This is a genomic window from Citrobacter sp. RHBSTW-00029, from assembly GCF_014104295.1.
Classification (GTDB): domain Bacteria; phylum Pseudomonadota; class Gammaproteobacteria; order Enterobacterales; family Enterobacteriaceae; genus Citrobacter; species Citrobacter youngae.
Genome location: NZ_JABXRT010000001.1, coordinates 4,211,619 through 4,223,584 on the forward strand (window position 1 = coordinate 4,211,619; position 11,966 = coordinate 4,223,584).

Here is an 11,966-nt window from a genome sequence, read left to right on the forward strand (position 1 = left end):
CGCTATGAAATTTACCGTTGAACGTGAACATTTATTAAAACCGCTTCAGCAGGTCAGCGGCCCGCTGGGTGGACGTCCTACACTGCCGATCCTCGGAAACCTGCTGCTGCAGGTTGCTGACGGTGCGCTTTCTCTGACCGGTACCGATCTCGAAATGGAGATGGTGGCGCGCGTGGCGCTGATCCAGCCGCATGAACCTGGTGCGACCACCGTTCCGGCGCGTAAATTCTTCGATATTTGCCGTGGATTACCAGAAGGGGCGGAAATAGCCGTTCAACTGGAAGGCGATCGTATGCTGGTGCGTTCTGGCCGCAGCCGTTTCTCGCTGTCCACGCTGCCTGCCGCCGACTTCCCGAATCTGGACGACTGGCAGAGCGAAGTCGAATTCACCCTGCCGCAGGCGACGATGAAGCGTCTGATTGAAGCCACGCAGTTTTCGATGGCGCATCAGGACGTACGTTACTACTTAAACGGCATGCTGTTTGAAACCGAAGGGGAAGAGCTGCGTACCGTGGCGACCGACGGTCACCGCCTGGCGGTCTGTTCAATGCCTGTCGGTCAGCCGTTGCCCAGCCATTCGGTGATCGTACCGCGTAAAGGCGTGATTGAACTGATGCGTATGCTCGACGGCGGCGACAACCCGCTGCGCGTACAGATTGGCAGCAACAATATTCGTGCGCACGTGGGTGATTTCATCTTTACCTCCAAGCTGGTTGACGGTCGTTTCCCGGATTATCGCCGCGTACTGCCGAAGAATCCGGACAAACATCTGGAAGCCGGTTGCGATATCCTCAAACAGGCGTTTGCCCGTGCGGCGATCCTCTCTAACGAGAAATTCCGCGGCGTGCGTCTGTATGTCAGTGAAAACCAGCTGAAAATCACCGCTAATAACCCGGAGCAGGAAGAAGCCGAAGAAATTCTGGATGTCTCCTATCCGGGAACTGAACTGGAAATCGGCTTTAACGTTAGCTACGTACTGGACGTTCTGAACGCGCTGAAGTGCGAGAACGTGCGTATTCTGCTGACCGATTCCGTCTCCAGCGTACAAATTGAAGATGCAGCCAGCCAGAGCGCGGCTTACGTTGTTATGCCAATGAGACTGTAATGTCGCTGACCCGCCTGTTGATCCGCGATTTTCGTAATATCGAAAACGCGGATCTCGCTTTATCTCCCGGCTTTAACTTCCTGGTAGGCGCTAACGGCAGCGGCAAAACCAGCGTGCTGGAAGCTATCTATACGCTCGGCCACGGCCGGGCGTTTCGCAGTTTGCAAATTGGCCGCGTGATTCGCCACGAGCAGGAATCGTTTGTTTTACACGGGCGTTTGCAGGGTGATGAGCGTGAGACGTCGATTGGCCTGACGAAAGACAAACTGGGCGACAGTAAAGTGCGCATTGACGGCACTGACGGGCACAAGGTCGCGGAACTGGCGCACCTGATGCCGATGCAGCTGATCACGCCCGAGGGGTTTACTTTACTCAATGGCGGCCCCAAATACAGAAGAGCATTCCTTGACTGGGGATGCTTTCACAATGAAGCCGGATTTTTCACCGCCTGGAGCAACCTGAAGCGCCTGCTCAAGCAGCGCAATGCGGCACTGCGCCAGGTAAGTCGTTATGAGCAACTCCGCCCGTGGGATAAAGAACTGATCCCGTTGGCGGAACAAATCAGCACCTGGCGCGCGGAGTACAGCGCCGGTATCGCGCAGGATATGGCGGATACCTGCCAGCAGTTTCTTCCCGAATTTTCTCTCTCCTTCTCTTTCCAGCGCGGCTGGGAGAAAGAGACAGATTACGCCGAAGTGCTGGAACGCAGTTTTGAACGCGATCGCATGTTGACCTACACCGCGCACGGCCCGCATAAGGCGGATTTCCGCATTCGCGCCGACGGTGCGCCGGTGGAAGATACGTTGTCGCGTGGGCAGCTCAAGCTGCTGATGTGCGCCTTACGTCTGGCGCAAGGGGAGTTTCTGACCCGTGAAAGCGGGCGGCGCTGCCTGTACCTGATAGATGATTTTGCCTCTGAACTGGATGACGCGCGTCGCGGACTGCTGGCCAGCCGCTTAAAAGCCACGCAATCTCAGGTCTTTGTCAGCGCAATCAGCGCTGAACACGTTATAGACATGTCCGATGAAAATTCGAAGATGTTTACCGTGGAAAAGGGTAAAATAACGGATTAACCCAAGATAAAATGAGCGAGAAACGTTGATGTCGAATTCTTATGACTCCTCCAGTATCAAAGTCCTGAAAGGACTGGATGCGGTGCGTAAGCGCCCGGGTATGTATATCGGCGACACGGATGACGGCACCGGTCTGCACCACATGGTATTCGAGGTGGTAGATAACGCTATCGACGAAGCGCTCGCGGGTCACTGTAAAGATATCGTGGTAACGATTCACGCTGACAACTCCGTGTCTGTTACCGATGATGGCCGTGGTATCCCAACCGGTATCCACCCGGAAGAGGGCGTTTCGGCAGCGGAAGTTATCATGACCGTTTTGCACGCAGGCGGTAAATTCGATGATAACTCCTATAAAGTTTCCGGTGGTCTGCACGGCGTAGGTGTTTCCGTCGTTAACGCCCTGTCACAGAAACTGGAACTGGTGATTCGTCGTGAAGGCAAAGTGCATCAGCAAACTTACGTGCACGGTGTGCCGCAGGCGCCGCTGGCAGTAACTGGCGAAACAGAAATGACGGGGACTCAGGTCCGTTTCTGGCCAAGCCACGAAACCTTTACCAACGTCGTTGAGTTCGAATACGACATTCTGGCTAAGCGTCTGCGCGAGCTGTCATTCCTGAACTCCGGCGTGTCTATTCGTCTGCGCGATAAGCGCGATGGCAAAGAAGATCATTTCCACTACGAAGGCGGCATCAAGGCGTTTGTTGAATACCTCAACAAAAACAAAACGCCGATCCACCCGAATATCTTCTACTTCTCCACCGAAAAAGACGGTATTGGCGTTGAAGTTGCGCTGCAGTGGAACGATGGTTTCCAGGAAAACATCTACTGCTTCACCAACAACATTCCGCAGCGTGACGGCGGTACTCACCTTGCAGGCTTCCGTGCGGCGATGACCCGTACCCTGAACGCCTACATGGACAAAGAAGGCTACAGCAAAAAAGCGAAAGTCAGCGCCACCGGTGACGATGCCCGTGAAGGCCTGATTGCCGTTGTTTCCGTGAAGGTACCGGATCCGAAATTCTCCTCCCAGACCAAAGACAAGCTGGTCTCTTCTGAGGTGAAATCGGCGGTAGAACAGCAGATGAACGAACTGCTGAGCGAATACCTGCTGGAAAACCCGTCTGACGCGAAAATCGTCGTCGGCAAAATTATTGATGCGGCGCGTGCTCGTGAAGCCGCACGTCGTGCGCGTGAAATGACCCGCCGTAAAGGTGCGCTGGACTTAGCGGGTCTGCCGGGCAAACTGGCGGACTGTCAGGAACGCGACCCGGCTCACTCTGAACTGTACCTGGTGGAAGGGGACTCAGCGGGCGGCTCTGCGAAGCAGGGACGTAACCGTAAAAACCAGGCGATTCTGCCGCTGAAGGGTAAAATTCTTAACGTTGAGAAGGCGCGCTTCGACAAGATGCTCTCTTCTCAGGAAGTGGCGACGCTGATCACCGCGCTGGGCTGCGGCATCGGTCGCGACGAGTACAACCCGGACAAACTGCGTTATCACAGCATCATCATCATGACCGATGCGGACGTCGATGGCTCGCACATCCGTACGCTGCTGTTGACCTTCTTCTATCGTCAGATGCCGGAAATCGTTGAGCGCGGCCACGTCTACATTGCGCAGCCGCCGCTGTACAAAGTGAAGAAAGGCAAGCAGGAACAGTACATCAAAGACGATGAAGCGATGGATCAGTACCAGATCTCTATCGCCCTTGATGGTGCTACGCTGCACACCAATGCCCACGCGCCGGCGCTGGCGGGTGATGCGCTGGAAAAACTGGTTTCTGAATACAACGCCACGCAGAAAATGATTGGCCGTATGGAACGCCGTTTCCCGAAAGCGCTGTTGAAAGAACTGGTTTATCAACCGACGCTGGCTGAAGCCGATCTCACTGATGAAGCGAAAGTCACTGCCTGGGTTTCCCAACTGGTTAACGTGCTGAATGAAAACGAAATGCACGGCAGCACCTGGAACAGCTTTGTGCGTAAAGACGCTGAACTGAACCTGTTCGAGCCGGTGATCCGCGTGCGTACCCACGGTGTTGATACCGACTATCCGCTGGATCACGAGTTTGTGACCGGCGGCGAATACCGTCGTATCTGCACGCTGGGTGAGAAACTACGTGGCCTGATCGAAGACGATGCGTTTATCGAACGTGGCGAGCGTCGTCAGCCGGTTGCCAGCTTCGAGCAGGCGCTGGACTGGCTGGTGAAAGAGTCCCGTCGTGGCCTCGCGATTCAGCGCTATAAAGGTCTGGGCGAGATGAACCCGGAACAGCTGTGGGAAACTACCATGGACCCGGAAAGCCGCCGTATGCTGCGCGTTACCGTGAAGGATGCGATTGCCGCTGACCAGTTGTTCACCACGCTGATGGGTGATGCTGTTGAACCGCGTCGTGCATTTATCGAAGAAAACGCCCTGAAAGCGGCGAATATCGATATCTAACATGTACCTCAGGCCTGCTCCTGTAGGTCTGATATGCGAAGCGCCATCAGGCAGTTCGTCTGCGTTTGCCGGATGGCGGCTCAGGCCCTATCCGCCCTACCATCGATTGTCAAAAGGGGAATCCCGATTCCCCTTTCCATCCCCCTTTTCGTAGCTGTTTTTTGAGCGGAATCGCGTTAGCATGAGGATGGACTCATTTAATCCGGGGAACTCATGGCTATCAAACTTATTGCTATCGACATGGATGGCACACTTCTGCTGCCCGATCACACCATTTCACCAGCGGTCAAAACGGCGATTGCCGCGGCACGCGCGCGAGGTGTGAATGTGGTGCTGACCACGGGGCGCCCGTATGCTGGCGTCCACAGCTATCTGAAAGAACTGCATATGGAACAACCCGGTGACTACTGTATTACCTACAACGGTGCGCTGGTGCAGAAAGCCGGAGATGGAAGCACCGTCGCGCAAACCGCGCTGAGCTATGATGATTACCGCTTCCTGGAACAACTCTCCAGGACGGTCGGCTCGCATTTCCACGCACTCGATCGCAATACTCTGTATACCGCCAACCGTGATATCAGTTACTACACGGTGCATGAGTCTTTTGTCGCGACCATCCCGCTGGTGTTCTGTGAAGCAGAGAAAATGGACCCGGCGACCCAGTTCCTGAAAGTGATGATGATTGATGAACCAGAAATCCTCGATCAAGCCATCTCGCGTATTCCAGCAGAGGTAAAAGAGAAGTACACCGTACTGAAAAGTGCGCCGTATTTCCTCGAAATTCTGGATAAACGCGTTAATAAAGGCACTGGCGTGAAATCGCTGGCCGATGCGTTAGGAATTAAAGCCGAAGAGGTGATGGCGATTGGCGATCAGGAAAATGATATCGCGATGATCGAATACGCAGGCGTAGGCGTTGCAATGGATAATGCTATTTCGTCGGTGAAAGAAGTGGCTAACTTCGTGACGAAATCCAATCTTGAAGACGGCGTAGCCTGGGCGATTGAGAAATACGTTCTCTCCTGATACACGTATGCCTGGCTTCGGCCAGGCATAAAACATTAAGAATGTTATAAAAATCATGTTTGTATTATCAGATGTGAAATCGCACATTAATCCCCCCACTTAGCACGTAACTTCTATACTCTCCCCCCTTCTTTTATATTCGGGCGATTCCTGCCTGCAACTATGTTTCCTTATGACTAACACACGCATCCGCCTGGTGTTGATGACGTCTTCCTGTTTGGCTTTTCAGGCCTGGGCTGCGACGGATTCTGGATCAACATTGACACCGCTGTATGACTATCAGGACGATGGTCAGGCTACTTCTTTGCCGACAAAACCCGCGGCTAAACCAACCACAAGCCACTCTGTTTTGCCGTTTTTAGGTGAGGAGGCACGTAAACGTGGCTACGACCTGCCTGAGCCGTTTGGCGTGAATATTAACTACATGAATATCAGGCAAAACATTAATGTAGACAGCATCAATTTCAACGGTCTTTCCCTGCGCGGTCACTCGTTGGATAACGCGTTTAAAATCAACGTCGGCAACACCCGGGAGAGAAGTAAAACCGAAACCTTAAAACTGGATGCCTGGCTGCTGCCCTTTATGAACGTCTATGGTCTGATTGGCTATACCGACGGACACTCTGTTTCGCAGATAGGTGTAGGAATCAAAGGACCACGTAAATACCGTACACCAGCCAATTTGCAGAATCTGGCATTTCAGCTCGACTTTAAAGGCACAACCTACGGTGTAGGAACGACTCTGGTTGGTGGAGTGGGCAACTGGTTTACGGCTTTTGATGCCAACTATACGCAAACACAGTTCGATATCCTTGATGGCAGTATTAATGCCTTTACCATCTCTCCGCGTGTAGGTTATCGCTTTACCACTCCCGGCATGGAGACCCTGCACATGCCATCCGGTAAGTTAAATCTGTGGGTGGGCAGCATGTATCAGGATGTGCAGCAAGAATTTAGCGGCAGCCTGAACGATCTCACGATGCCTTCTGCGGCGCTGCAAAAAATGGTGGATATTGCGAACAAGGATAGCAATGGTCGCTTCGATGTTAAACAACACCTGCAATCCCCCTGGAACGTGCTGGTAGGCGCGCAATATGAGTTGACCCGCAACGTTAATATCACCACCGAAATTGGCTTCGCCAACCGTAATAGCTTCTTTGCTGCGGGAGAGTATCGTTTTTGACGCGCATCGGCCTGCTTCTGTTTTTCTGCCTGTTTGCCGGATACGTTCAGTCGGCGCTGCCGACCCGCAATGAGATTGACGGCTGGCTGAATAAACTGGGCGCCAGCGATAACTTTAACGCTACTAAAGGTATCGACTGGGGAGTGATGCCTGGGCCGTTTTATACCCCGGAACTGGGGCTGGGGATCGGGACGGCGGTAGTGGGGATGTATCGACCCGATCCGAACGATACGGTGAGTCAAAACTCGACGCTGACGTTGAGCGGCTACTTTAGCTCAACGGGGGCCTTTGGCATCACGATGCAAAATTATGCTTTTTTCGCCGACGATCGCTGGCGTTTCTTTCTTAATGGCGCATTAACAGATACCCCAACCTGGTACTGGGGGCAGGGTTTTAGCGCCGGAGATAAAGATAGCCAAAAACAGCAATATACCGCTCAGGTCCTGGATTTGCGTCCAACGCTATACCGGCGGTTAGCGCCTAACATCTATCTGGGGGTCGGCTGGTCGCTGAATACCCAGCATGCTGCGCAAATGGACGACAACGATCCGCCGAAAATTGAAACTACGCCGCAGGGGGCATCGGTTCTCAGTTCCGGGAGTAGCGTGGAACTGAGCTGGGACGATCGTGATTTCGTACCCAATCCGCGTAAAGGGCAGTATGCCGATGTGCGCTACACCCGCTTTACTCCTGAGGTGGGGAGCGATACCCGGTTTGATGAATACCAGTTGCATTACAGCCGTTACCACTCGCTGGACGATAAAAACGTGCTGGCATGGGAGGCGGATGGCACGTTTACCCAGGGAGCAGTGCCATGGAGCATGATGCCGCTGCTCGGTAGCAATCAACGCATGCGCGGTTATTACGAAGGGCGCTATCGGGACAAGAATGTCGTCAGCGGGCAACTTGAGTATCGCCGCAAGCTCGATTGGCGGCACGGCGTGGTCGGTTGGCTGGGTGCAGGGACTATGGGGCCATCATTTAGTGCGCTGGACGACGGACGACTCCTGCCCTCGGCAGGAGTCGGTTATCGCTTTGAATTCAAGCCGCGCGTCAACGTACGCCTGGATTACGGCATCGGCAAAGGCAGCAGCGGTTTCTATTTTCAGGTCGGAGAGGCATTTTGAGCAGGTTGCTGAAAACTATGTCGTTACTGGCATCACTTCTCGCAGGCAGCGCTGGGGCGGCACTACCAGTGGCATTAGATCTGGCCCCGCAGGTAACAACGAGAGCGACCACCGCGTGGCCTGCTATGCCGCCACAGCCACTGCCTAAAGGGTTACGTCCTTGCTGTGCATTTGGCTACAACTTGCATGCGGAATTGCTGGGCATGCCGGTACCGTTTTATCAGCTGGATAACGTGGTCCCGGCGAGCGACCTTGGATTGCATCAGTACAACGATAGCATGCTGGCCGGGCTGGAAAACCTGACCGGCTTAAGCCGTGAAAATAACGGCATTCTCTACACCACGCACGGTGGCTTTATTGATACCGCCCACGTGCGTGATACCGCTGATATGACGGTCTATATCTTTAGTCAGATCCTGCCGAAACTGGGACAGGCTTTTACGCTCGATCTGGATAGCGAACTGGCCCAGCGTCGGTTAGTGTTTAATGCCTTTACACCACCAACCGATCCTGTCGCGCGTTACACGCTGGCAGCCTGGCTGGCCGCTCATCTGGCGTTTCAGGTCGCGGAGTGGCATGAAATTGCGCAATGGTACGGTTTTGAGTCTGTTCCCGGATTTTCTGAAGGTGTTTCTGCATTTTCGCCAGAGGATCTTTACTCCAATCTGCTTGGTGCCCGCCTGGCGGTGTCGCTGATTCTGGAGGGGCAAACAGTTTCTCAGGGGGTTTACGAGGTGGCGATGGGGACGGCACTTCGCCAGGCACTTGTCCATCTTGGCGCTCAGTCGCCGGAACTCACCCGTTTCCATTTCGATATGCTGGACGGCCGCTGGTGGAACAGTCGGCGTCGGGTGCCGGAAAAGTATCTGGTGCTGCGGCGTAACTATCAGATGGGGGATAATCGTTTGCCGACACGCGTGCCTGGCGAGCGGGCTGTTCTGCAGCGACTGGCGCTGCCGCACCGCTGGCAGGGCGTTGATCTCAATGCTGTCGGAGAGTTGCAACTGTGGCCGGGTATAGCAATGGAGCAGTTACCGCCACCCATTCGTTACTATACGTTCGAGGACTTCCCCGCTTTGGCTGTGAACGCTCAGCAAGCTGATGCGCTTGCGGCCCGCTAAAGGCTTATGGGATACGCGCTGTGCGTGGTAAAAAGGAGCGGTATTTTTCGTCCGGGACACCACCATGAAACAAATCACCTTTGCAGCGCGTAATCATCAGCTTACCAATATCAACACCTGGACACCGGACAGCCAGTGGCTGGTCTTTGATGTGCGTCCTTCCGGTGCATCGTTTACCGGAGAGACGATTGAACGCGTCAATGTTCACACCGGTGAGGTGGCGGTGATTTACCGTGCTACGCAAGGCGCACACGTCGGCGTGGTGACCGTTCATCCAAAATCTGAAAAATATGTGTTCATTCATGGACCAGAAAACCCTGATGAAACATGGTATTACGATTTTCATCATCGCCGTGGAGTGATTGCTACGCAGGCAGAGGTGGGGAATCTGGATGCGATGGATATTACTGCGCCGTATACCCCAGGCGCGCTGCGCGGCGGTAGTCATGTGCATGTTTTTAGCCCAAACGGCGAGTTTGTCAGTTTCACCTATAACGATCACGTGCTACATGAGCGCTCACCGGCGCTGGATTTACGCAATGTCGGCGTTGCTGCGCCGTATGGGCCGGTGAATGTATCTGCGCAGCATCCCCGTGAATACAGCGGGAACTCTTGGTGCGTGCTGGTGAGCCAGACGACACCAACGCCAAAACCGGGGAGCGATGAGATTAACCGCGCTTATGAAGAAGGCTGGGTGGGGGATCATACGCTGGCCTTTATCGGCGACACGTTGTCTGTCAGTGGCGAAAAAGTACCGGAACTGTTTATCGTTGATTTGCCACGCCATGAAAGTGGCTGGAAACAGCCTGGCGAGGCACCTCTGGAAGGAACGGAAGCAACAATGCCTGCGCCACCAGCCGGCATCGTTCAGCGCCGTCTGACGTTTACTCATGATCACGCCTTCCCGGGGCTGGTGAATCAACCGCGGCATTGGGTGCGCAGTAATCCAACGGCAGCCGAAATTGCGTTTCTGATGCGTGATGACAACGGTATCGTGCAGTTATGGTTGATTTCCCCACAGGGAGGAGAACCGCGTCAGCTTACCCGCTGTGACACGGATATTCAGTCAGCATTCAACTGGCATCCGTCGGGAAAATGGTTGGGATTTGTACTGCAGAACAGAATCGCTTGTTGTGATGCGCAGACGGGAGAGATTGAATTTTTAACGACCAGCCATGGCAACCCACCTTCAGCAGATGCGATCGTCTTCTCTCCTGATGGCCGACAGGTTGCATGGATGGAAGACGTCGACGGTTTCCGCCAGCTATGGGTGACAGAAACCGGACGTTAACTTAAGGCGCAGGCATTTGAGCGGGGGGGATAACGGCGTTGGTGGCTTGCGTTCTCTCCTCGCTCTTTTCTACGCGAGATCGAACCGAGTTATCTTTGCGAAAGAGATCCCACGGAAGCAGTACCGTATCCAGAACCGCGGTAAAAGGCATATCCAGAATCGCCAGCGACTTTGTTCCCCAGTTTGTATCACTTTCGCTAATCATTGTGGCGCTGGCGCGCGTGCCAGGATATATCCCTTCTTTCCCTCCGGTATGTGACATCACGCTGGAACAGCCGCTGATAAAAACCATCCCGCTGCACATCATCAGTGTTAACACTATTTTTTTTATCATCATTATTTCATCTGCTAATCATCGTGTTTGCAGGGTGAGTTAAAGCGATCCGTTGCGAAAATAACATCACCATCTTGTCGCACTGTGGCGGCAATCGCGATTTAACGATAACGACTGCTCCCCCCAGTGTATGCAATAGACAACAAACTGCAAAAAAAGTCAGAGGAGTACGCTTGAAAAGTTTGTATTAAGACCCATTTTTAGGGTGTAGACAAATGAAGGGCATGCCTGATGGGTGTCCTGGCTACCTGACCTGTCCAAGATGGAAGGTCCAACATTCTCGCTGATTTCAGGAGCTATTGATTATGCGTAACTTTGATTTATCCCCGCTATACCGTTCTGCTATTGGATTTGATCGTCTGTTTAACCTGCTGGAAAACAACCAGGGCCAAAGCAATGGTGGCTACCCTCCGTACAACGTTGAGCTGGTAGACGAAAACCACTACCGCATTGCGATTGCCGTTGCGGGCTTTGCTGAAAGCGAGCTGGAAATTACCGCCCAGGATAATTTGCTGGTGGTGAAAGGCGCGCATGCGGACGAGCAAAAAGAACGTACTTACCTGTACCAGGGTATTGCCGAACGCAACTTCGAACGCAAGTTCCAGTTAGCGGAGAACATCCACGTTCGCGGCGCAAACCTGGTAAACGGTCTGCTGTATATCGAGCTTGAGCGCGTGATTCCTGAAGCGAACAAACCGCGCCGCATCGAAATCAACTAATTTATCTGTCGGGCCGCTTGCGCGGCCCTGCTAAGCACAGGCTTGCCGTCAGGGAGCCGAAAGGTACTTACTCGCTTCTTAGAAGGAGAATATTATGCGTAACTACGATTTATCCCCACTGCTGCGTCAATGGATCGGTTTTGACAAACTGGCCAATGCATTACAAAACGCTGGTGAAAGCCAAAGCTTCCCACCCTATAACATCGAAAAGAGCGATGATAACCACTACCGCATTACCCTTGCGTTAGCCGGTTTCCGTCAGGAAGATTTGGATATTCAACTGGAAGGCACGCGTCTGACCGTAAAAGGTACGCCGCAGCAGCCGGAAAAAGAGACCAAATGGTTGCATCAGGGGCTGGTCACTCAATCATTCAGTCTGAGCTTTACGCTGGCTGAAAATATGGAAGTCTCCGGCGCAAGCTTCACCAATGGCTTGCTGCATATTGATTTGACCCGTAATGAACCTGAAACCATTGCTCCACAACGTATCGCCATCAGCGAACGTCCCGCATTAAATAGCTAAATAGCTCCAGGCCTTTGCCCC

General features: G+C 53.5%; 11 protein-coding genes and 1 other annotated feature. Of the genes, 10 read left to right on the forward strand and 1 reads right to left on the reverse strand.

Translation table 11 applies throughout. From position 1 onward, the window contains the following. Positions 1 to 4: 4 nt before the first annotated feature. The 8 genes from dnaN (at position 5) to HV041_RS20400 (ending at position 10,369) form a co-directional block, all read left to right on the forward strand. The gene (dnaN, locus tag HV041_RS20365; RefSeq protein WP_005121477.1) at positions 5 to 1,105 is read left to right on the forward strand and encodes a DNA polymerase III subunit beta; all 1,101 of its coding nucleotides are present in this window, start codon (positions 5 to 7) and stop codon (positions 1,103 to 1,105) included. Further along, positions 1,105 to 2,178, forward strand: a complete 1,074-nt coding sequence (recF, locus tag HV041_RS20370; protein WP_048213772.1) for a DNA replication/repair protein RecF — start codon at positions 1,105 to 1,107, stop codon at positions 2,176 to 2,178. Before dnaN ends, recF begins: the two co-directional genes overlap by 1 nt. A gap of 28 nt (positions 2,179 to 2,206) precedes the next feature. Then, positions 2,207 to 4,621: a DNA topoisomerase (ATP-hydrolyzing) subunit B gene (gyrB, locus tag HV041_RS20375; protein ID WP_048213771.1), complete on the forward strand. Its 2,415-nt coding sequence runs from the start codon at positions 2,207 to 2,209 to the stop codon at positions 4,619 to 4,621. 213 nt (positions 4,622 to 4,834) lie between these two features. Then, complete coding sequence (yidA, locus tag HV041_RS20380; RefSeq protein ID WP_048213770.1) at positions 4,835 to 5,647, forward strand: sugar-phosphatase; 813 nt, start codon at positions 4,835 to 4,837, stop codon at positions 5,645 to 5,647. A 172-nt stretch (positions 5,648 to 5,819) separates the two neighbouring features. After that, complete coding sequence (locus HV041_RS20385) at positions 5,820 to 6,830, forward strand: hypothetical protein (RefSeq protein WP_182294261.1); 1,011 nt, start codon at positions 5,820 to 5,822, stop codon at positions 6,828 to 6,830. 5 nt (positions 6,831 to 6,835) lie between these two features. Next, entirely contained in the window at positions 6,836 to 7,957 is a 1,122-nt protein-coding gene (locus HV041_RS20390; RefSeq protein WP_237558120.1) for a BamA/TamA family outer membrane protein, read from the forward strand. Positions 7,958 to 7,974: 17 nt separating this feature from the next. After that, positions 7,975 to 9,078 (forward strand): DUF4056 domain-containing protein, encoded by a 1,104-nt coding sequence (locus HV041_RS20395; protein WP_121585243.1) that lies wholly within the window; start codon positions 7,975 to 7,977, stop codon positions 9,076 to 9,078. A gap of 64 nt (positions 9,079 to 9,142) precedes the next feature. Next, on the forward strand, positions 9,143 to 10,369 hold the full coding sequence (locus HV041_RS20400) for a DUF3748 domain-containing protein (protein WP_101742125.1): 1,227 nt from the start codon (positions 9,143 to 9,145) through the stop codon (positions 10,367 to 10,369). A 1-nt stretch (position 10,370) separates the two neighbouring features. Here HV041_RS20400 and HV041_RS20405 read toward each other — a convergent pair whose 3' ends face one another. Then, entirely contained in the window at positions 10,371 to 10,703 is a 333-nt protein-coding gene (locus HV041_RS20405) for a YceK/YidQ family lipoprotein (RefSeq protein WP_162873168.1), read from the reverse strand. Positions 10,704 to 10,942: 239 nt separating this feature from the next. Beyond that, positions 10,943 to 11,015: a sequence feature (ROSE (Repression Of Heat Shock gene Expression) occurs in the 5'-region of heat shock genes and acts as an RNA thermometer to modulate expression.), on the forward strand. Between HV041_RS20405 and ibpA the strand changes: the two genes are divergently transcribed. Next, entirely contained in the window at positions 11,009 to 11,422 is a 414-nt protein-coding gene (gene ibpA / locus HV041_RS20410) for a small heat shock chaperone IbpA (RefSeq protein WP_040231504.1), read from the forward strand. Its footprint overlaps the feature before it by 7 nt. 94 nt (positions 11,423 to 11,516) lie before the next feature. Beyond that, entirely contained in the window at positions 11,517 to 11,945 is a 429-nt protein-coding gene (ibpB, locus tag HV041_RS20415; protein ID WP_005121488.1) for a small heat shock chaperone IbpB, read from the forward strand. Positions 11,946 to 11,966: the final 21 nt, after the last annotated feature.